This window comes from uncultured Subdoligranulum sp. (assembly GCF_963931595.1).
Taxonomy (GTDB): domain Bacteria; phylum Bacillota; class Clostridia; order Oscillospirales; family Ruminococcaceae; genus Gemmiger.
The window spans coordinates 2,864,383-2,885,492 of sequence record NZ_OZ007030.1; the positions used below are offsets into that span (position 1 = coordinate 2,864,383).

21 protein-coding genes are annotated in these 21,110 nt (G+C 53.2%); 12 read left to right on the forward strand and 9 right to left on the reverse strand.

Annotation, left to right across the window (positions count from 1 at the left end; all coding sequences use genetic code 11):
* Positions 1 to 29: 29 nt before the first annotated feature.
* Positions 30 to 2,123: a heavy metal translocating P-type ATPase gene (locus tag ABGT73_RS13665; protein WP_346670194.1), complete on the forward strand. Its 2,094-nt coding sequence runs from the start codon at positions 30 to 32 to the stop codon at positions 2,121 to 2,123.
* Positions 2,124 to 2,368: 245 nt separating this feature from the next.
* Here ABGT73_RS13665 and ABGT73_RS13670 read toward each other — a convergent pair whose 3' ends face one another.
* A complete protein-coding gene (locus ABGT73_RS13670) occupies positions 2,369 to 2,713 on the reverse strand; it encodes a cupin domain-containing protein (RefSeq protein ID WP_346670195.1) in 345 nt (114 codons plus the stop codon).
* Between the two features lie 20 nt (positions 2,714 to 2,733).
* On the reverse strand, positions 2,734 to 3,063 hold the full coding sequence (locus ABGT73_RS13675) for a cupin domain-containing protein (protein WP_204705173.1): 330 nt from the start codon (positions 3,061 to 3,063) through the stop codon (positions 2,734 to 2,736).
* A gap of 28 nt (positions 3,064 to 3,091) precedes the next feature.
* Between ABGT73_RS13675 and ABGT73_RS13680 the strand changes: the two genes are divergently transcribed.
* The 3 genes from ABGT73_RS13680 to ABGT73_RS13690 all read left to right on the forward strand — a co-directional run bounded on the left by ABGT73_RS13680 (position 3,092) and on the right by ABGT73_RS13690 (position 4,674).
* Entirely contained in the window at positions 3,092 to 4,198 is a 1,107-nt protein-coding gene (locus ABGT73_RS13680; protein WP_346670196.1) for a plasmid recombination protein, read from the forward strand.
* The gene (locus ABGT73_RS13685; protein ID WP_346670197.1) at positions 4,195 to 4,431 is read left to right on the forward strand and encodes a hypothetical protein; all 237 of its coding nucleotides are present in this window, start codon (positions 4,195 to 4,197) and stop codon (positions 4,429 to 4,431) included. The genes ABGT73_RS13680 and ABGT73_RS13685 overlap by 4 nt, the downstream gene beginning before the upstream one ends.
* A 111-nt stretch (positions 4,432 to 4,542) precedes the next feature.
* A complete protein-coding gene (locus tag ABGT73_RS13690; RefSeq protein WP_346670198.1) occupies positions 4,543 to 4,674 on the forward strand; it encodes a helix-turn-helix transcriptional regulator in 132 nt (43 codons plus the stop codon).
* Positions 4,675 to 4,778: 104 nt separating this feature from the next.
* Here the strand turns inward: ABGT73_RS13690 and ABGT73_RS13695 are convergent, their stop codons facing one another.
* Together ABGT73_RS13695 and ABGT73_RS13700 are read right to left on the reverse strand one after the other, a co-directional pair.
* Positions 4,779 to 6,902: a hypothetical protein gene (locus ABGT73_RS13695; protein ID WP_346670199.1), complete on the reverse strand. Its 2,124-nt coding sequence runs from the start codon at positions 6,900 to 6,902 to the stop codon at positions 4,779 to 4,781.
* A 106-nt stretch (positions 6,903 to 7,008) separates the two neighbouring features.
* Positions 7,009 to 8,142 (reverse strand): radical SAM protein, encoded by a 1,134-nt coding sequence (locus ABGT73_RS13700; protein WP_346670200.1) that lies wholly within the window; start codon positions 8,140 to 8,142, stop codon positions 7,009 to 7,011.
* A 497-nt stretch (positions 8,143 to 8,639) separates the two neighbouring features.
* On the opposite strand from ABGT73_RS13700, the gene ABGT73_RS13705 reads away from it, so the two are divergent.
* Positions 8,640 to 9,041 (forward strand): hypothetical protein, encoded by a 402-nt coding sequence (locus ABGT73_RS13705; protein ID WP_346670201.1) that lies wholly within the window; start codon positions 8,640 to 8,642, stop codon positions 9,039 to 9,041.
* Complete coding sequence (locus tag ABGT73_RS13710; RefSeq protein WP_346670202.1) at positions 9,007 to 9,231, forward strand: hypothetical protein; 225 nt, start codon at positions 9,007 to 9,009, stop codon at positions 9,229 to 9,231. The genes ABGT73_RS13705 and ABGT73_RS13710 overlap by 35 nt, the downstream gene beginning before the upstream one ends.
* A gap of 66 nt (positions 9,232 to 9,297) precedes the next feature.
* On the opposite strand, the gene ABGT73_RS13715 is transcribed toward ABGT73_RS13710, so the two are convergent.
* The 4 genes from ABGT73_RS13715 to ABGT73_RS13730 are packed head-to-tail and all read right to left on the reverse strand — an operon-like array spanning position 9,298 to position 14,076.
* Positions 9,298 to 11,514: an ABC transporter permease gene (locus ABGT73_RS13715; protein ID WP_346670203.1), complete on the reverse strand. Its 2,217-nt coding sequence runs from the start codon at positions 11,512 to 11,514 to the stop codon at positions 9,298 to 9,300.
* A gap of 5 nt (positions 11,515 to 11,519) precedes the next feature.
* On the reverse strand, positions 11,520 to 12,200 hold the full coding sequence (locus ABGT73_RS13720) for an ABC transporter ATP-binding protein (RefSeq protein WP_346670204.1): 681 nt from the start codon (positions 12,198 to 12,200) through the stop codon (positions 11,520 to 11,522).
* Between the two features lie 56 nt (positions 12,201 to 12,256).
* Positions 12,257 to 13,408: a HAMP domain-containing sensor histidine kinase gene (locus ABGT73_RS13725; protein WP_346670205.1), complete on the reverse strand. Its 1,152-nt coding sequence runs from the start codon at positions 13,406 to 13,408 to the stop codon at positions 12,257 to 12,259.
* Positions 13,405 to 14,076: a response regulator transcription factor gene (locus ABGT73_RS13730; RefSeq protein WP_346670206.1), complete on the reverse strand. Its 672-nt coding sequence runs from the start codon at positions 14,074 to 14,076 to the stop codon at positions 13,405 to 13,407. The genes ABGT73_RS13725 and ABGT73_RS13730 overlap by 4 nt, the downstream gene beginning before the upstream one ends.
* A 142-nt stretch (positions 14,077 to 14,218) precedes the next feature.
* Here ABGT73_RS13730 and ABGT73_RS13735 point away from each other — a divergent pair, with 142 nt between their 5' ends.
* The 6 genes from ABGT73_RS13735 to ABGT73_RS13760 all read left to right on the forward strand — a co-directional run bounded on the left by ABGT73_RS13735 (position 14,219) and on the right by ABGT73_RS13760 (position 19,995).
* Positions 14,219 to 14,593, forward strand: coding sequence for a helix-turn-helix transcriptional regulator (locus ABGT73_RS13735; protein ID WP_346670207.1), 375 nt, complete (start codon positions 14,219 to 14,221; stop codon positions 14,591 to 14,593).
* Between the two features lie 13 nt (positions 14,594 to 14,606).
* Positions 14,607 to 16,160, forward strand: coding sequence for a recombinase family protein (locus tag ABGT73_RS13740; RefSeq protein WP_346670208.1), 1,554 nt, complete (start codon positions 14,607 to 14,609; stop codon positions 16,158 to 16,160).
* Between the two features lie 63 nt (positions 16,161 to 16,223).
* Entirely contained in the window at positions 16,224 to 16,694 is a 471-nt protein-coding gene (locus tag ABGT73_RS13745; protein ID WP_346670209.1) for a helix-turn-helix transcriptional regulator, read from the forward strand.
* A 178-nt stretch (positions 16,695 to 16,872) separates the two neighbouring features.
* Positions 16,873 to 18,327, forward strand: a complete 1,455-nt coding sequence (locus tag ABGT73_RS13750; protein ID WP_346670210.1) for a hypothetical protein — start codon at positions 16,873 to 16,875, stop codon at positions 18,325 to 18,327.
* Positions 18,328 to 18,337: 10 nt separating this feature from the next.
* Positions 18,338 to 19,216, forward strand: a complete 879-nt coding sequence (locus ABGT73_RS13755) for a sugar ABC transporter permease (protein WP_346670211.1) — start codon at positions 18,338 to 18,340, stop codon at positions 19,214 to 19,216.
* Entirely contained in the window at positions 19,213 to 19,995 is a 783-nt protein-coding gene (locus ABGT73_RS13760; protein ID WP_346670212.1) for a hypothetical protein, read from the forward strand. The genes ABGT73_RS13755 and ABGT73_RS13760 overlap by 4 nt, the downstream gene beginning before the upstream one ends.
* Positions 19,996 to 20,388: 393 nt before the next feature.
* Here ABGT73_RS13760 and ABGT73_RS13765 read toward each other — a convergent pair whose 3' ends face one another.
* On the reverse strand, positions 20,389 to 20,967 hold the full coding sequence (locus ABGT73_RS13765; protein ID WP_346670213.1) for a TetR-like C-terminal domain-containing protein: 579 nt from the start codon (positions 20,965 to 20,967) through the stop codon (positions 20,389 to 20,391).
* Between the last annotated feature and the right edge of the window lie 143 nt (positions 20,968 to 21,110).

Sequence of the window (21,110 nt, forward strand, 5' to 3'; positions counted from 1 at the left end):
GGCTCCCTCTTTTCGTGAAGGAGGAACCTATGAACGCAACCATATTGCACGAGAGCCGGGGGCGCATCCGGTTCCGGCTGCGGCAAAAACAGATGACGCTCGCTCAGGCGGATCTGCTGGAGGCATGGATTCAGGGAAAGTCCTGGTGCCGGCAGGTCACCGTCCATGAGCGCACCTGCTGCGTCATCCTGTACTACGATGGGACTCGCCAAGCCGTGCTGAATGAGATTCGGCATTTTTCCTGGCAGGAGGCGGAGCAGACCACCGCGCTTCCCGCCCACAGCAGCCGGGCGCTGAACCGGGAATTCGAGGAGAAACTGGTAACTAAGGTAGTGTGCAAAGCTGCCTGTACCCTGTTTCTCCCACCTCCATTGCGGATTGCCCACATACTCTGGCACATGATCCCCTTTGTACGGCGGGGACTGCGCTGCCTGCTGCGCCGCCGCATCAAGGTGGAACTGCTGGATGCCCTGTCTATTTCCATTTCCGCCTGCAGAAGGGACTTTGGAACCGCCGGAATGGTCATGTTCCTGCTGGAGGTGGGCGAACTGCTGGAGGAGTGGACAAGAAAGAAATCTGTGGCGGATCTGGCCCGGTGCATGTCGCTGAATGTGGACCGGGTCTGGCTGCGCACAGCCCAGGGCGAAGTGCTGGTTCCTGTGTCCCAGATCCAGCCGGGGGATGCGGTAGTCGTCCGCGCCGGCGGCATCGTCCCCGTGGACGGGCTGGTGCTGGAGGGGGAGGTCACCGTCAATCAGGCGTCCCTCACCGGCGAATCCATCCCGGTACCCAAGCGCCCCGGAGGCGCAGTCTATGCCGGCACCGTGGTGGAGGAGGGCGAGTGTGTGCTGGAGGTGAAGCAGGCCTCCGGTCAGAGCCGCTATGACCAAATCGTTCACATGATCGAGCAGTCGGAGCAGATGAAGTCGGAGGCTGAGAGCAAGGCTGCCAATCTGGCGGACAAGCTGGTGCCCTATACCTTTGTAGGGAGTCTGCTGAGCTTCGTCCTCACCCGGAATGTGGCACGGGCTTTGTCGGTGCTGATGGTGGACTTCTCCTGCGCACTGAAACTGGCTATGCCTCTGGCCGTCCTCTCCGCCATGCGGGAGGCGGGACGGGCCCATATCACCGTCAAGGGCGGCAAGTTCCTGGAAGCGGTGGCTGCCGCCGACACCATCGTTTTCGACAAGACCGGCACCCTGACCCACGCCTGCCCCCGGGTGGCTCAGGTGGTGTCCTTCGGCGGCAAAGAGGAAGCCGAAATGCTGCGGCTGGCCGCCTGTCTGGAGGAGCACTTCCCCCATTCCATGGCCAACGCCGTGGTGGAGGAGGCCAAACGCCGGGGCCTGCGCCACGAGGAGTACCACTCCAAGGTGGAGTATCTGGTGGCTCACGGCATCGCAAGCACCGTCGATGAGGAGCAGGTTCTCATCGGCAGCGCCCACTTTGTCTTTGAGGATGAGGGCTGCGTCATTCCAGAGGGCGAACAGGAACGCTTTGACGCGCTGCCGCCGGAGTATTCCCACCTGTATCTGGCAGTAGGGGGGCAGCTGGCCGCCGTGATCTGCATCTCCGACCCGCTGCGGGAGGAGGCGAAGGAAGTTCTGTCCACCCTCCGTGCTCTGGGGGTCACCAGTACCGTTATGCTCACCGGAGACAGCTACCGTACCGCCGCAGCCATTGCCGCCCAGGTGGGAGTGGACGATTTCCGCGCCGGAGTCCTTCCGTCGGACAAGGCGGAGTATGTGGCACGGCTGCGCCGGGAGGGGCATACTGTCCTGATGGTGGGCGACGGCATCAACGACTCGCCGGCCCTGTCCGAGGCGGACGCGGGCATCGCCATCAGCGACGGCGCCGCCATCGCCCGGGAGATTGCGGACATCACCATTGCCGCTGACAGCCTCTGGGAGCTTGTAGAGCTGCGTCGGATCGCCATGGCGCTGATGGCGCGCATCCACTCCAACTATCGCTTTGTCATTGGCTTCAACGGCGCCCTGATCGCTCTCGGTGTGGCAGGAGTCCTGCCACCAGCCACCTCCGCCACGCTGCACAATCTTTCCACCCTGGGCGTCAGCTTACGGAGTATGAGTGCATTACCACTTAGCAAAAAGAATACACCATGACGAATAAGGAGAGGCAATCTACAGAGATCGCCTCTCCTTATTTTACTTCTTTCTAAATAGGTAATTATTTGCCTGATACATGCCTCTATATACCCAACGCCTGTGCATGGAAAAAACCGTGCGGCTTGTCACGCATGATCCCACAGAGCTGGATATGCTGGGTGTGCCGAATTGCTGACAGGACTGGAATAAAAAACGGGCTTCACAGATGTCAAAATGCTTCTATGGAGTCCGTTCTTTTTCTGTCAGCAGGACGGGGTCTTCACGACCACCAGGTACATCTTGAACGCTGTCACCGCCTGTACTGCGTGAGGGATGCCGGCAGGCATGATAATGGCTTCTCCTGCGTTTAGGGTGTGGGGAACGCCGTCAATGGTAATTTGTGCCGTTCCTTCCAAAATAGTCGCCATAGCGTCTCCGGGAGCAGCGTGGGTGCTAATGGCCTCACCCGTATCAAAGGCAAACAGGGTGATCCCCGCACCGGGCTGTTGGGCCAGGGTCAGGCTGACAACCTTACCCCCTTCATATTCCACTTGCCCCTTCAAGGCAAAGGGCTGCGCATGAGGGACATTCTTAATCAGAGTTTCCATGAGTTATTCCTCCTAAATCATTATGAAAGCGTGATCTGCAGCAGCTTGCAGCCATCCGGAGCAACTACTGCGTGGGGGGTATGGGCGGGAACTGCCAGGCAATCGCCCGTTTGAAGACAGCGGCTGTCCTCCCCCGCAGAGACATAAAGCGCCCCCTCCAGAATGTAGTAGAGGGTATCGCCAAAATAGCATTCCTCACTGATACTCTCTCCGTCGCCGAAGGCCAAAAGAGTCATTTGGCAGTGTTCCTGCCGGCTCATAGCCATACTGACCACGCGGCCAGGTTGAATCTGAATCAGCTGGGTGAGCTGCTGGGGCTGCTGTGTGGGCAGGTTGCGTAAAAAGTCCATTGCTCATACCTCCATGGGTCGTTTTAATGTGACCTTCAAAGACTGTGAGGCAGCTACTTACGCACAGCAATTTGACCGGATGGTGGAAGATGGTGTCGTTTCCACCCGAGGATTAAAACCGGATGCCTACGTCTTTGATGAGCTGGTATTTGATGTGAACACCGACTATTTCGAGACCCACGGCGGCTATGAGTACGCCAAGCAATTCTACGCCGAGGTGTACGAGCTGGCCAAGGAAATCGCAGGCGGGGAACAGTACATCATCTCGGCAGTCATGCACGCCGACGAGCGCAACCGGGAAGCCAGTGACCGGCTGGGAAGGGATGTGTTCCACTATCACCTCCACGTTGTCTACCTGCCGGTGGTGGAAAAGCAGATCCGCTGGTCCAAGCGGTGCAAGGACCCGGCGCTGCGTGGCACCGTGCGGGAGACGATCATGCAGGTGAGCCACAGCAAAAAGTGGCCGATGGTTCCCATGACCGACGAACAGGGCCAGCCTGTGCTGAAAAAGAACGGCAAGCCCCGGCTGGTAAGTTCCTACAGCCTGCTGCAAACACAATTCTTCGAGCACATGCGGCAGGCGGGATTTACCGACTTTGAGCGCGGTGTACAGGGCAGCGATGCTGAACATTTGGAGGTCCTGGAGTATAAGGTCCAGAAGGACCGCCAGACAGTGGCAGAACTGTCTGACCAGACCAAACAACTGCAAGGCCAGCGAAAGGAGCTTATCTCCCAGGTAAAGAACATTTCCGGCTCGATCCGCGATGTGGCAGACATCGAGCAGCGGGCCAAAACCAAAGGTGTGCTGGAAAAGCGTGTGGAACTGGTGCCGCAGGACTTCCAGGCCCTATGCGAGATGGCAAAAGCCAGCGGCAAGCTGCAGGCGGAGAAGCGCAGCCTGCGGATGCAGCTGCAGCAAAGTATAGTGAGAGAACAGGAGCTGCGCCAGCGCCTCCACCGCTGTGAGGAACAGCTGGATGCAGTGCTCACCGAGACCCGTCCTTACCGGGAAGCTATGCGTGTGGCACCGGAGCAGGTGCAGGCGTTTGTGCTGGGCATCTGCCGCCGTCAGCAGGAGGAAAAGCGGCTGAACCGTCAGCAACGCCGCCAGCAGGCCAAGGGCCAGGAACGATGAAAGAACAAGCAGCAAGGCAGCAGGGGGCAGCCCTGCAGAAAGGAGCCGCTACGGAAGATCGGCAGGAGAAGAAAACAGCACAGGCAGCGGCGTCCGCCAAATACCGGGAGGACGGCGTGCCCCAGCAGGAGCTGGAGCGGTTCGCCCGGTTCCTGCTGCCCAAGATCCAGGCATTTTACCAGTCGGAAGAGGGGAAACGGCTGTTTGAGGGGTGGAAGAAAAATCGACGGTAAATAAGGATAATCCAAAAGCCGGAGGAGCGCTTTTTATAAAACTCAACCGGTGGTTTGGTGCTTTTTCGGGGGTGTATGGTATAATTTTAGACAAAGGAGGTGGGAAAACAGATGGATAACCTGAAAACCGGGGCTTTTATCAAAAGCTGCAGAAAAGAGAAGAAGATGACCCAAAAAGAGCTTGCGGACCGGCTTCATGTCACAGACCGGGCAGTCTCCAAGTGGGAGCGAGGAACCTCCTAGAGTTAAAGCAACCGACAACTTACGCTTACACAGCAGAACCCCATCTCCGATCAAGCAAATTACTCAGGGATGGGGTGTCTTTGTTTATTGCTCAGCAGAGGATTTCAACTTTTCTCACATAAAACATCCATTTTATTAACTAGCTCGATACATCGTGCAAAATAATGCGCGATTCCCTCACTATGGTCGGTAACAATAATTGTTTTCCCTTTGGATCTAAGGTGATCCAAATATTGCACAACCATAAAAATTTCAGAATTATTAAGCCCTTTAAAAGGTTCATCAATCCCCAATACTGCTGCGGTAGTCTGGGCTGTCTTTAATAGTCTGATTCGAATGTTTTCGCCTCCGGATAATGTAGAAACAGATTGCCCTAATTTTAGATGACCTAACATAAGCGCTTTAGCTTCATTTATGATAGGTATTGGAGAAAGGTCGCATAGGAAGTTACCTAGTTCATCAATTGTCATATTCCAAATATCATAGATGTTCTTCCCTGAAAGTTTGTATTTTTTTAATTTCTTGTTAAAACCCGTACCGCTACACTCGCCACATTCTAATCGTACAGTACCATCATATCTACTACCATATTCTAAGTAGCCTACCCCTTTACATTTGGCGCATATTCCAGTCCCACCGTATTGATTAGAAAAAAAGCTTCTGCTTTTTTTGAATTTAATCGCAAATAAATCCAAAATATGCGGAAAAACATTTAAGGTAGTTGCAACAGAATTGTTTTTGTTGCCCAGCAGTGGCTTTGCGCTTACATATTGATATTTTTCAAAAAATTGGGGGAAATACTCTCGAAGAAGAGTTGATTTACCAATACCAGAATGCCCTGTAATCAAATTCAAACTATTTATGCCGATGTGTAGGTTGACTCCATTATACTGATAAACACAATTACTAATTAATACATGTATAACTTCTGTGGGCTGGTTTATTGGAATTGTTCGCTTAATTCTTTCTCGATTTATATACTTCTCAGCATCTATTATATGCCCCCCATTTTTGCCCCCCTCCATTCCCAATGCTAGGATATTTTGTGCGATTTTGCAAAATGTATCACTATGATCAACAATAAGAAGAGTATGCCGCTTCGCTAACCGCACAATGGAGCGATAAACGGCACATTTTTCACTTCCTGAAAGTCCAGCTAACGGTTCATCCAAAACTAGTAGTAAATTGGATAGTTGTGTATTTAAAACTTGAATCAAACGAAGCCTTTGCAATTCACCACCGGAAAGCGTTGGAATTGCACGATTGAAAAAAAGATAACCTAGTCCAAGCTCAGTTGCTGTACGCACAAAGTGATAGATGCTGTTTATGGCAAATTGTAACTGAGGTTCCGAGTATTGTGAGCACATTTGCTCCATTGTAGATATCAATTGCTCAAACGGTGTTACCATAAATCTACCAATGGATAAATTGAATATTCTATATTGCTCGAGTTCCGGTGAGTATTTTTCTCCATGGCAAATCTCACATTCACAATTTGAAAAAAAATGTTCAGAAATGGTATATTTAGGTAGCATCGAAACTCCGGTCATAACGCCATAATATTTGGTTGTTCTTTGGGCCACTCGACCGGACGTTTGATAACGAATCGAGTATTTTTCTTTGCTTTCGCCATAAAGAAGCAGCTCTTTTTCATGTTCAGAAATTTGCCGGAATGTCTTATTTGAGTCAATTTTATAGTCAAGACAAAAGTGTTCTATAATTTGTTTGTAAAAACTTGTAAATCTATTCCAGCAACGAAAGGGGTTGTCTTTTAAGGGAATATCATAATTGATAATTCGGTTTTTATCCAAAACCTTTTTAAATCCCAACCCATGGCACTCACTGCAAAAATTTTCTTCCTTATTTAGTATAAATCGATCTTCGCTTACATTTAGGACTGCTGCATAAACAAGAATAATACTTCTGCTAACTCCAAAATAAGTACCGATTGTAGATCTGATATTATTGTTATAATTAGATTGCTTTATGGGAACTGCTGGATACATATTTTCATACCCTTTAATACGATATGTAGGCTCAGAAATATTATCAGCAAACATCGACATGAATTCGTGATAACCAATTTGGGCGATAGTATCGTAAGCTAAAGAAGATTTTCCACTACCAGATGGACCGATTAAAAGATTTATTGCATTTGGAACAAGTTGGACATCAATATTTTTCAGATTATTTGTTTCAACTCCCCAAACCCTTATTGGTGCATCCATAGTAAGGAACTCCCTTCATTAAAGGTAAAACAACAGGAGCCAACATATAGAATATGTCGGCTCCTGAGTAATTTTATAGAACTAAATGCCGACTGAACAAGATATCCTACACTAGGTATTTTTCAAATTCTGGCAAATATAGTGCACGAATTTTCTCTATTGCACTAATAGTATGATATCGCATTGAATCCTCGTATTGGTCCGGGTGCTTTACAATGCGTTTTGCAATTAAGTCAGCAGAAAACAGCGTAATAAGTTTTTGGATTTTACATTTTGATTTATCTCGTATTTTAAAGGTTTTCTGAGTTAAATAATTTGCTCCTGCACAATAGGGACATACAGGATATATATAACATTCATTGTAACAAGTGTCGTCTATAAAATCGTCAACACGAGAAAAATCACAATTACAAATAGCATCTAAGTCTTCTTTGCCGAAAGTCATCGGTGTGCAAAAAGGACATGGCCTCCGCTTACCGTCAATATCAAAGAAAATTGCGCCAGTTCCAATACCACACCACTTTTGTCGTTTGCGATTTTTTTCTTCACACATAGCAATGCGGCGATTTAGCATCTGATCAATTTGCAGGTGGTCATTTTCCACATAGAAGTCCACCAATTCAGCCAGCTGTGGAACTAAAATCTTAATATATTTTTCACTGCTCCAGTCAAAGGTACCCTCAAAAAGATTTACACCGCCAATCTCTTTGAAACCAAGGGAATGAATGTATTTGATATTCTCGGCTAAATGTTGCAGTGAATATTCTGTCAAGGTCATTTTTATTCCTTGCTCGGGCCAAGTTTCTCGGAAAAAGGCAATATCAATTGCATCAAAAGAGTTACACCGATTTTTGTTATGAGTATCGGGTGTTCCATCTAAACTTAAACCGAGAACAAAACAGTGCTTATGTTTAGTGAACCATTCTTTCATTTCTTGAGTAAGTACGGTTCCATTAGTAGTTGCATAAAAAATGTAATTGTCATGTATAGGCTTCGAGCACGTATACTCAACGATTCGCTTGATTAAATCAAACTCGAGAAGAGGTTCCCCGCCAATAAATCCGATTTCAACTCCTTCCATATCATCAGGGATGTTATCAAATATCCAGTCAATACATTTTCGGGCGGTAGTAAACTCCATTCGCATATTTGTGTCATGCTGTTGATAGCAATAGACACAATCCAAATTGCAGTTATGAGTTAAGCAGATTGTGGGTGAAAAACGTGGTTTCTTATCCATAGAAATTCCTCTTAATCAATAAATATAACACATAAAAAACAAGGCCTATAACCGCAACAATTGTTGCGATTATAGGCCTTGTTCACATTTTAACTACACGAACCGGAACAACTCCGACCACAGTTGCCTGTGCAACCTACTTCGCAACCACCAGAGCAACTTTGCCCGCAATTACCTGTACACCCACAACCACTTGCATAAACCATACCGTTTGCAAGAGCCAAAGCAGATTTAGGTTTGAGATCTTTAAGAGCATCCATTAATTTATCCGTCAGAATAGACATAACCGGCCCTCCCACTTTTTTAATACGTCCATTACGACATTCATTGGGTATATTGTATCATATCACATAATGTAATTCAACTATATTTTGGGTAAATGTTACTTATTTCAACTGGAAATTCAGCGATTGCTGGTGGATAATTGTATCCTATTTATAATGGGGCTGCTCAAATTGTAAATGTCGACTTTGCAATGACTGTGATTAGGAAGTGATGTGGAACTGCTCTCGGGGGAAAGAATGGCTCCGAAAGTGCAGACGGAGGAACTGGATGCGGCAACCAGAACGGTTCTGGATTATTCGGAGCGCCAACTGGAAAAGACGGAAAAGGCATTGGCGAAGAAAGCTGTTTTGTGGATTCTCTGCGCCTGTTTCTTGTTGGTGCTTGCCTTTCCCACCTTGAATGGGGTGATACGGGGAGACGGATTCACATGGCAGTGTATTCCGGCCTATCTGTGCGCACAGAAGGCAGCCCGGGCCATTGAAACAGGGGAAGAGGAAGCAATCTGTACCTACATAGGAAATTCGGAGGGAATGGCCTCGACATTGGCAGCATTGCGCGACGATGGTATGGAGATTCGCAATGCAAAAGCAATTCTGGAAGACTCGGCTGGATGACGGCTTTCTTTGGCTGGAGATGGACCTTCTGGTCCGGTATGACGGCCTTCAGTATCAGTTCGTTTGCAAGGGAACGTACCGGGAGGGAAAAGTGGAATTGATGAGTATCATCAGCCCAAATGTGGGGCAGACCTATCCCGACTGGATTCTGGAACTCAGCGATGCATTGGGTACCTACAATCCGGGATAAAAACAGGACATGAACCCTTAGAGGATAGAAAAACAGGACCGCTGATCAGCGGTCCTGTTGATGTATTTATATCAGGCTGTCATCCTTGAGCAGCCCGGTCAGGTCGGTTGAAAGGACCCGGCGGGCACCCAGGGCATAGGCCAACGCCACAAAGAAAAGGATGCCCAGCGCGAAAAGAGCAACGGGCAATACCGGCGCTTCGGCCAGAAACAGGGTCGGGTCCAGGTAACTGGCCCGGAGCATCAGGGCAACCATACCTGCGGTGAGGGGCAGGGTAATGACCAGCGGGCGCAAGGCCAGCACCGCCCCTTCCATCCAGAAGAGACTGCGCAGCTCCCGGGGTGTCATCCCCAAGGAGAGATACCGGGCAAAGGCCCGGCGGCGCTGTTCCACAAAGCCCAGGGTGTTGAGAAAAACGTTGGCCAGCCCGATGGCCGCCACCAGCAGGCAGAACGCCCCCAGGATGGCCTCGGCCCCCTGGATCATCCGGTCGTTGTCGGCGCGTTCGGTCAGCCGGTTTTCCACGGTGCAGGCATAGCCGGCTCCTTCCAGCAGGGTGGTGACTTCCTTCTGCAGCGTTTCGCATTCTGCCTGGGAGATGCCCTCCCGCCCCAGCAGGCGTACCATTACCTCCGGCTCCCGGGCCGGCGTGGGCAGGGAATGTTCCTGCGTCCAGCGCTCCCACAGGCTCTGGGGCCAAAACAGGACAAGGGTATACTGGTCATATTCTTCCCGCAGGTTGGGCGGGGTATCGGTCAGGCCCAGCAGGGGCAACGCCCCAAGAGCAGTACCATCCCCGTCCGCCAGGGTGAGAGCGGTGGTGTTGGGTTGCACAAAGGGCAGGTACTGTCGGTTGCGGAAATTGCTGTGCTGGCTGTCCCATATTCGGTTGAGCAGTACCGCTCCGTCCAGCGAAGGGGCAATGCCCGCCTCCTCACAGAAGCGGAGAAAACTGGTATCGTCCAGAATCACCAGGGGCGCCTCCACCAGCCAGCCGCCCTGGATGACGGTGGCCTCCTCCCCGGCCAGTGCGCCCAGACCGCCCAGCGCCTGCAAGGCAGTACTCTGGGCTTCGGCGGGCAGCAGGACGGCGGCCTGCTCCTTTTCGTAGACCAGGCAGTCCTCCACTCCGGAAATGTCGGCCAGCTCCCCGGTGAGGGAAAAGTCGGAAAGCCGGGTATCCGGCAGGGTGGCCATCACGTCCCAGGCGTCCTGGTACCGCGCAAAATAGGTCATGTCGGTGCTGATGCCTGACAGAGTGAAAAAGCAGAGGATGGCGGTGAAGCCGAGAAACGAGAGCAGCAGGGAGAGGTTGGCAATGCGCAGGGATTTTTTCTGGGTTTGCAGGGCGCTGCCTGCCAGTTCCCCCCGGATGCCAAAGCACCGTGCCAGCAGGCGGGTGGTGAGGGAGCGTTTGCCCTTTCCCCTCGCCTGGGGTGGAAGGGGGCCCCGCATCGCTTCCAGCGGCGGGATCCGGCAGAGCCGGCGGGCGGGCAGCCAGGCCGAAAGCAGGACGGTGACCAGCGCTGCCAGCAGCGCCGCAGCCGCCACCGCCGGATGCAGGGTAAATTCCGCCGGTTGCCGGTCGGGCAGACCGGCGGCCACCTGATTGACCGCCGCCAATACTCCCCGGCAGGCGGCAAAGCCCAGCAAAGTGCCTACCGCCAGCGGCAGCAGCGAGACGGCAGCGGCCTCCTGCAACAGGCAAAGGCGCAGCTGACGGGGCGTGGCCCCCACGCTGGCCAGAATGCCCAGCCGGTGGAGCCGGGCCTGCATGGTGATCTCAAAGGCGTTGCGCAGCAAAAGCACCAGCGCCGCCACCAGCAGCGCCAGCACCCCGGCCAGGAAGGGAAGCAACAGGGCCGGGTGGTCGGGATCGGTGACTCCATAGAGAGACAAAAGGGTATCGTGGGTCTGGATCTGGTCGTCGTCCAGCCCCAGCCGGTCCCGGATGAGACCCAGCGTGTCATACACAGCGGTTTTGTCCCGGAAGGTCAGCTCCACCACTAGGGCATCCGGCCCGGACAGCCCCTCGTCGGGGGTGACGGTATCCACCTGGGCAAACTGTTCCAGCGTTTCCGCCTGCGCCCCGTCGGTCAGGGTCAGTCGGGCCTGCCAGCTGCCTTCCTCCCGCAGGACACGGTCCACCTCGTAGGCCCAGGCGTTGTAAAACAGGCCGCAGAGCAGCGCCAGAAAAAAGGAAGCCGCCAAAGCCGACAAGGCCATCGTCCGGACAGCGGTAGGTGTATGGGCCAGATCGTCCCGAGAAAAGTTTTTCCACATGGTCCTCACCCCCGTGAGCGGTCACTGACGATCCGCCCGTCGCTGAGAGTGATGACCCGGTCCGCCTGGGCTGCCAGGGCTTCGTCGTGGGTCACCAGCAGGATGGTCTGGCCGAGATTCTTGTGAAAGAGCCGGAGCAGGTCCAGGATCTCGGTGCTGTTTTTCCGGTCCAGATTGCCGGTGGGCTCGTCGGCCAGCAGCAGGGCCGGTCGGCAGCAGAGCGCCCGGGCGATGGCCACCCGCTGCTGCTGCCCGCCGGAAAGCTGCCCCGGCAGGGCACGGCGCTTCTCCTCCAGCCCCAGCGTCCGGAGCAGTGAATCCAGGAAAACCGGGTCGGGCTTCCGCTTGTCCAGCAGCAGGGGCAGGGCAATGTTTTTCTCCACCGAGAGGGTGGGGATGAGGTTGAAAAACTGATAGATCAGCCCCACCTTGCGGCGGCGGAAGAGGGCGGCTTGGGTGGGGTCCAGCGAACCCACCTCCACCCCGTCGATGAGGACCTGCCCGGCAGTGGGCCTGTCCACCCCGGCCAGCAGATGCAGCAGGGTGGATTTGCCCGAACCGGAAGCCCCTACCACGGCCACGAAGGTTCCCCGTTCCACCGTCAGGTCGATGCCGTTCAGGGCACAGACGGCGGTGTCCCCCTTGCCGTAGACTTTTTTCAGATCGGTACAACGCAGCAGTTCCATGAAATGTCCTCCTTTGGCGTCCATTCTACCACCGTAAGGTGACATTCCGGTGACAGTCACCCGTAAAACCGCACCACAAACCGTCCGCCGCCGTCGGGGGCGTTTTCGGCATGGACCAGGGCGTTCTGCCGTTCCAGCAATTCTTTGGCGATGGCCAGCCCCAACCCGGTGCTGTGGGGGCTGGGGTGCTCTCCTCGGTAAAACCGCTCAAACAGATGGTCCAGATCAGCCGGGGAAAAACCGGCCCCCGCATCCTGCAACACCACCTCGGTGTAAAGGGCGTTGCGGCGGCAGGAACAGCGGACCGCGCTGCCCGCAGGGGCGTGCTCCACACAGTTTTTCATCAGGTTCAGAAGGGCTTCCATCGTCCAGTCGGGGTCGCAGGTGACCGGGATGGGCTCCAGTTCCGGGATGTCCATCGTTACCCCGGCGGATTCGGCCAGGGATTCCAGATTGTCCGCCGCCATCATCAGCAGGGTGTAGAGATCGCAGGGTTCGGGGTGCAAAGGCAGGGCCCCCGTGTCCAGCCGGGCCAGCAACAGCAGGGATTCCTCCAGCCCGGTGAGTCGTGCCAGCGGGGCAGCCATAGATTCAACCCCGGCGCTCTGGGCTGCCAGAGAGAGGGCGGTAAGGGGTGTTTTCAGCTGGTGGGCGATGTTGGCAAGGTTCTGGGCAAACCGGTCCCGGGCCCTCACCGCCTCCTGCCGGGTGAGGGAAAGTTCGGTGACGGTTTTCTGGATCTCATCGGCCAGACGGGCATAGCTGCCCTCGGCCATGCCGTTCCCGGTGAGCAGCGGCAGGGGCTGGCCGGTGCGGGCGGCTTCCAGCAGGCGGATCAGCTGCTGCCGCTGCCGGTATGCGGCCCGGAGGGAAAGGAAAAATCCCCCGCCCAGCAGGGCAAACCCCAAAGCCAGCGCCGCCCCGGCCACGGCGAACAGCCACCCGGTCCCGGCGGCAAAATCCCGGGGCTGGTACCCCAGTTCCGCCAGTACGCCAGAGGCCGTCTGCCCCGCAAAGGTTCCGTCCTTCATCAGCGCGTAGACGGCATCGGCGGTTTCGGGGGCGCGGGCGACCAGAGCGGTGCAGAAGCCGTCCAGCAAAGCCAGTTGACGGGCGGCGGACCAGAATGCCAGCAGGCCTGTTGCCACCGCCACCGCCAGCAGACAGACTGCCGGAACCGCCATCCGGCGCACAAAAGAAGGTTTCATCGTTGGGATTCCTCCAATCGGTAGCCAAAGCTGCGCACCGTTTTCAGGCAGGCGGGACGGCCCAGTTTTTCCCGCAGCCGCTTCATCGTCACGGTGAGGGTGTTGTCATTGACAAAGTGGCCGTTCTGGTCCCACAGGGCGTCCAGCAGCTGCTGTCGGGTCACGGTGCGGCCCTTGTTTTGCATCAGCAGGTGGAGAAGCTGATATTCCAGCGGTGCCAGCGCCGCCGGTTCCCCCTGGCAGGTGACGGTCTGCCGGGCCGGGTCCAGCCGGATGCCGCAGCAGCAAAGCCCCGCTTCCTCGTCGGGACGGCTGCGCCGCCCCAGGGCCAGCAGCCGGGCATAAAGCACCTCCCGGTCAAAGGGTTTGGTCACATAATCGTCGGCGCCGCAGGCAAACCCCGCAAGGATATCCCGGGTGTCGCCCCGCACCGTCAGCAGCAGAAGGGGCAGCCCGGGGCGGCGCTGCCGCAGTTCCCGGCAAAGGTCCGCGCCGGCTCCATCGGGCAGGTTCCAGTCCAGCACGGCCACATCGGGCAGGGCGGCTGCCAGCAGCTCCCGCGCCTCCGAAAGGGTAGGGCAGACGGTGACCCGGCAGCCCTTTCCGGTCAGAAAGGTCGTAAGCGCCCCGGCAATGGCGGTGTCATCTTCCACAAGCAGAATCTTCACGAGAACCCCTCCTGGGATGGATTTTGGTTCCAGTATAGCGGGTTTTGCCATGGGGAGCAAACAAAATTTCCACGCACTACTTGAAAATATTCTTGAATAGTTTATACTTGAATTTAGAATATACAAGGAAGGAGAAAACGGAATGGATGTATCTGTAGGCACCCGACTGCGCGTGCTGCGCAAGGATGCGGGGCTGACCCAGGCCCAGCTGGCGGCGCTGGCCGGAACCAACCAGGCTGCCATCAACCGGTACGAAACCGACCGGGCGGCGGCACCTTACCGCATTCTGGTCTGGTACGCCACCTATTTTAATGTATCGCTGGACTATATCTTCGGTCTGTGCGAGGACCCCCGCGGACGGTATGTCTGCGTCACGCCGGAGGGGGTGCAGGAGGTGGTACAGCGCAAACCGGATTGGAGCGAGTTTGTGGAAGCCTGCTTCACGCCGGGCAGCGAGCTGAACCGCCGCTTGAAGCAGATGATCCTCAATATGGGAGAAGAGGAAAAGCACAGGTAAGGAGGTGCATGCCATGAATGCCGTGATCTATGCCCGCTACAGCAGCGACAACCAGCGGGAGGAATCCATCGAAGGCCAGCTGCGGGAATGCAAGGAATATGCCGACCAGAACGGCATCAACCTGATTGGCACGTACATTGACCGGGCGTTTTCTGCCAAGACCGACAGCCGCCCGCAGTTCCAGCAGGTGATCCACGACAGCGCCACCCACACCTTTGAGGCAGTTCTGGTTTGGAAGCTGGACCGCTTTTCCCGCAACCGGTACGACTCGGCCCACTATAAGCGCATCCTTAAAAACAACCGGGTCCATGTGGTGTCGGTGACCGAGCCCATCTCCAACACGCCGGAGGGCATCATGCTGGAAAGCCTGCTGGAAGGCATGGCCGAGTATTATTCGGCCGACCTGGCCGAGAAGGTCAGCCGCGGCCACAAGGAAAATGCACTCAAGGCCAAGTTCAACGGCGGCCCGGTGCCGCTGGGCTACCGCATCGACAGGGAGCATCACTACCAGCTCGACCCGGCCACCGCACCGGTGGTGCAGGAAGCGTTCCAGCGGTATGCGGCGGGGGAGAGCATCCGCAGTATCATCGAATCGCTGAACGCCCGGGGCATCCGCAACAGCCGTGGCAACCCGTTCACCAAGAACAGTTTCCAGACGCTGCTCAAGAACCGCCGGTATCTGGGCGAATACCGCTATAAGGATACCGTCATCCCGGACGCCATCCCAGCCATCATCGACCCGGATCGCTTCGATGCGGTGCAGCGGCGGTGCGAGATTCACCGCCAGGCACCAGCCCACAACAAGGCGGATGTTCGCTATCTGCTCACCACCAAGCTGTTCTGCGGCAAGTGCGGTACCATGATGGCAGGGGAGAGCGGCAGAAGCCACACGGGCACGGTCCACTGTTACTATAAATGCGGCACCCGCAAACGCAGCGGCAAGGAGGCTTGCAGCTTGAAGCCGGTGCGCAAGGAACCGCTGGAGCAGTTTGTGGTGCAGACGGCGCTGGAAAAGGTGCTGAACGACCGGGTCATCGACCTGCTGGCGGACAAGCTGCTGGAATACCAGAGCAAGGAAAACACCCGTCTGCCGGTCTTGCAGGCGGAACTGAAAGAGGTAAAGCGCCGGATCGACAATCTGGTGGCGGCCATCGAGCAGGGCATCCTGACGCCCTCCACCAAGTCGCGGATGGAGGAACTGGAGCAGCAGCGGGAAGCACTGGAAACCAGCATCCTGCAGGAGCAAATCGAAAAGACGCCCATCACTCGGGAACAGATTCTGTTCTGGTCCGATCAGTTCCGCCACGGCGACCCGGCGGATATCGCCTTTCAGGAAAAGGTCATCGACTGTTTTGTCAATTCCATCTATCTGTTCGATGACCGCATCGTGGTGAATTTCAACTATCAGGAGGGCGGACGCCCGGTATCTTTAGAAGAAGTACTTGGTTCGTTTTTGGATGGGAATGGCGCACCAAAGAAACGCCTTGCTGGAAAGCAGGGCGTTTTTCATATTGATCGATATTGGGAGGATTGGCACAGAGCGCCGGTCCTCCCTTTTTTCATGTAAACCAGACGAATACAGTATGTTAACGCTTCGAACGTGTCTACAAGGTGGAGGCAGAATTATATCATGAAAATTGGAACTAAAATTCGTCTAATCCGTCAACATCGTCACATGACGCAACTGGAGTTAGGTGAGCGGATTGGACTGGGAGCGAGTGTGGCAAATCGTATCGCTCAATATGAGATAGGGTATCGAACTCCAAAACGTAACCTGATTAAGAATATAGCTCACGCGTTGAACGTGCCGGAAACAATTCTCTCCATAGAAGAAAATGAATCGTTGCAGACGTTGCTTCGTCAGCTATTATGGTTGGATCAAGAGGATTGCGCCCTCATTGAATTCATTCCGGTAAACGAGGAAAAATGCCAACTCCCTTGCACTTGCAATCCATTAGCATTTGAGCACATTGCGATTGTAGTTCACAACCAGGCATTCCAGAATCTTCTCACAAGATGGAGCAATGAGAAAACATTCCTTTTAGGCGGCATTATTAATCAGAACGACTATTTCGGATGGAAGATTGGTAAGCTATTGTAAATTTTTGAGTAATGGCTGAAAGATTTACTCGATTTGCTTCCTGCTTGCTTGTTGCACCTATTACCGTATGCTATAATGATAAAAACGTGCATGTTATGTACTTTTTTGTGCGTGAAGTATTCCTACTAAATTACAAGATATCTTAACTCACCTGGAATGTTAATCGAAAGGATATGGCATGAAAAAAGCTGCTGCTCTACTTGTGGCTTCTATCGTTCTTCTGATAAGCTGTACCTCGTGCGTTTCAACAGCATCAAGTAGCTCAGAAAATCCAAAGAGTTCGAACACTCCCACCATGAGCTCATCACAGAAAAACGAAACTGTCACCCTGTCCGTGTATCTGGAAGCCGTTTACACTGATGAAGAAGCGCATTTTCCCATCTACGAAAAATTAAAGGACTTCGAGGATTCTCATCCGGAAATTCATCTGGAATTTGTATCTCCTGTAAGTGGTGCCAGCGATCAAGCTGCACGAGAATCGGAGATCAACCAGCTGAATACTGAGATCATAACAGGTGGCGGACCCGATATTTTTCTGATGCAGACTTTGCGATTCACGGATGAGAATTTGTTCCCGGACGTTCAAAAAGCAATGAAGAATCACTCCTTTTTGAATCTTTCCGACTATGCGGATGCCAATGCATTCGATCCCTCCAGCTGCTATTCCGGGGTTCTGGCTGCCGGGCAACTGGATGGCCAGCAATATATTTTGCCACTTTCTTTTTCGGTCCCTTTATTTGTTGGAGCAGAGAACGTTATCACAGAAAGTGGATTTCAACCGGATATAGCCTCAGCGAATCAAACAGCTTTTTTTGAGGAATTGTCCCGTGTCCTGAAGGAAAACGGCAAACAGGTCGAATATTCCTTGAGCTTGACAAACCTGCTTGATCAACCGTTGATTGACTACCAGGAAGGCGCTATTCAGTTAGATACTGATGCTGTCCGTCAGGCCTTGACCATTGAAAAGGACTACACCACCCATCAGCTCAATTTCTTCAACAACTATGACTCGCAGCAGATCGATGCGTTGGCTGCGGGGACCCCTTTTGGCCTTCTGGAAATGTCTAACATCGCGCTGGGGACCTTGCACCCCCTGGATACCAAAGGCATCGCCCCGTTCGTCCAGGGGATTCCCAACGAAAACAGCGGCATTACAGCAGAAATTTCCAGCTACGCAATGGCCAGTGCCAACACACAATATCCGAAGCAATGCGCAGAACTGCTCTATTATCTGATGAGCGCAGAATGCCAGGACGCCGCTGCCTATCCCTCGACCACCGAAGAGCTGCCTGTGCGGCGCGACAGTATAAAGGCTTCGCTGGAAAGCGCGCATCGGTTCCTTGTCTATGATGCTTCCAAAGAAAAGCTCTCCGAGGATGACATCGCCTTCCGTGAGGAAACCTATGGCGGCAATCTGCAAGACACCACGGTGCAGAGCCTTCAGGCGATCTGCGACCAAATCACATCCGCACATTTTCATACCATTTGGTACAGTGCGCTGGAACTGGGGCAGAGTGAAACGGGAGATGATGTACTGACCTCCTCCCTGAACGACTATCTCTACGGAGATACAACGCTGGATGAACTGATTGACACGCTGACGCCCAGATTGCAAATGTATCTGGATGAATGAAAGGAATTCCATGAATTTCTTTGTAAAAAGTGGATCACTGTCCCGACAACGCCATATCACAGGCTGGCTTTTACTGGTTCCTATGTTTCTGGCTCTTATGGTCAATTATCTGCTTCCGTTTGTTATAGCGTTTATCCGCAGCTTTTACCGCGGCATGGGAAATACCTTCGTGGGGATGGAAAACTATATAGAACTGTTGCAGAATCATACCTTCTTGCTGGCAATTCGTAATCTTCTGATTCTTTGGGCATTTGTCCTGCCTTTGAATCTTTGTATCGCCTTTCTTCTGGCATTACTGTGCCATCGTATCCACGGTGGTAGATCATCGGCTCTCTTCTTTTTACCCGCCGTTTTGCCAGCCGTCTGTGTGGTAGAAATTGTTTCCCAGTTGTTCGGAACTTCGCAGATCGATGGTCTGTTTTCCCTTTTACCTGCAGATTGGTCTACGGGACAAGTGTCTGGTATGGTTTTTGGCTGTCTCGTTCTTTGGAAAGGGCTTGGATATTCGCTTTTGATTCTAATAGTCGCGTTGGGCTCAATTCCGGAAGAATACTTGGAGGCAGCTGCACTGGAAGGGGCCTCTTATTGGCGAATTGTTTTTTCCATTCGCCTTCCTCTTACAGCCCCTTCTTTGGGAATTTGTGCCATCCTAGCTGTATACAATTCATTTCGCTGTTTCCGCGAAGCCTTGCTTTTGGGTGGGGCGCATCCTACAGAATCACTGTACAGTTTACAACATTTCCTGCAAAACAATTTCAGTAACATGAATTTTGCCAGACTGGAGGCGGCGTCGGTCTTTCTCATTGTTATCCCGTTGCTTCTACTCGTATTCTTTTCGGCCTTTTGGAAATTACCTGTCTGGAAAAGGAAAGAAGGTGGGCGGTCATGATTAAACATCCCCGCTGGCAACGCCCGCTCTTCAAGTCGCTTGTGTTCCTGTACATACTTCCTTGCGCAGCTTTGCTCCTCCCATTTGTAAAAGCTGGTGTTCTTTCCCTTTTGGAAAGTTCTCTGGAACTTGAAACGATATTTTGGGCTGCCTATCTAAATACGATTATACTTGCTGTAGGAAATCTACTGCTACAGTGGTTGGTCAACATACCCGCAGGCCTTGCACTTTCGAAAATGCTTCCGCAGCATATTGCCCGAAAAGTGCTCTATCTCTGCCTTTTGTTGATGTTTCTTCCGCAACAAGCACTCATACTTCCACAATATCTTTTATTGGATCGGATGCATCTTTTACACCACGCGGGCGGTGTCGTGCTCATGTCTGCCTTCCAGCCTTTTCTTGTTTTGATCTTCTGGTTTGGCAGTGAGCAAATTCATCCTAGCCTGTTCGAAGCAGCAATCTGTGAAGGAGCTTCTACTCGGCAATGCTTTTTCCGGATTTATATCCCAATGCTTTCCCCCTACATACTGGCAGGTAGCCTATTATCGGTGGCTGAGAGTTGGAACATGCTTGAACAACCCATGACCTTTTTGCAGACAGATAGCCAGTTGGTATTGTCAACTTACTTTCTGCAACAAATAGGTGCCGACCCAAGCATAACAGCTATACAAGCACTATTATCTGTGTTTCCGTTGCTACTGGTTTTTGCTTTTGCAGTTGCAAAGCTGCATAACCCAAATTCAATAGTATCTAGCGAAGAAAATTGTAGCAGACTTTGACGATGACGATTCGCCAGAGATTCCAACAGAAAGTAGAATAAGCAAGTAAAAAGCGACGCCAAGTGCGGTTGGCTCCGCTGACGCTGCGCCACTCCTGCTAAAACCGAATATTCCTGCACCCGGGGCTTTTTTGTACTGTCTGCACAATCTGGGGCGGTTCAGTTCATGTCCCGCCGTGGGGGCTCTTTTTTGGTTGCACGCTCGGAGGGCTCGAACAGGGCGACGGCGCCGCAGCGCCGGAACCAACAGTCCGGTGGACTGTTGGTTAGCCCGCCGGAGAGTCCCCGGAGGATGCAGAAGTAAGAAGAGCATGGTAAAGAAAAAAGGAGACGCGCAGGCGTCTCCTTTTTGTATTGCCGCCCCCCCGGAAAGGGGACAAACGGCCTTTCCCCGTCAGGCGTGGGGATAAAAATCACTCACGGTGTTGGTCACCAACCGGAAGGTAAGCTGGGCCATATGCTGGGGGCTTTCCTGGCAGCCGTTGGACAGCCAGTCCTTGATCAGACCCACGCCGCCGGCCACGCAGTAGGCGTAGGTGTATTTCAGGTTGTCCATCCGCTCGGGAAAGGCCTCCCGCAGGGCCGCCAGACTGTACTGGGACAGCATCTCCTCGATGCGGTGGAGAAACCCGATGTCCCCGTGGGGGCCCAGCAGTGCGGCACAGATCTCCCGGTTGTCAAACAGAATGGCGAAGATATCCTCGATGAAGGGAAAACTGTCCTTGTTGAAGGGGCTGACCGGATGGGTGCGGATGGTGTGCAGGATCTCCTCGAACAGCTCGTCCTCCACCTTTTCCAGCATGTTGTAGATGTCGGTGTAGTGCAGATAGAAGGTGGAACGGTTGATGTCCACCAGGTCCACCAGTTCCTTCACGGTCACTTCGTTGACGCTTTTCTCGGTCATCAGCTGGGCAAGGCCGTGCCGCAGCAGCGCCTTGGTGCGGCGGATCCGCCGGTCGGGCTTCTTTTCCATGGAACGCCATCCTTTCATTTGTAAATTATTTATGACAGTTCAACACAAACCGACATAATGTCGATTACTGGCCACGACGATGGAAAATTGTCGGTTGAGTCCCTTCCTCCCGTTTAGTATAATGCTCCATGCGGTAAAAAGCA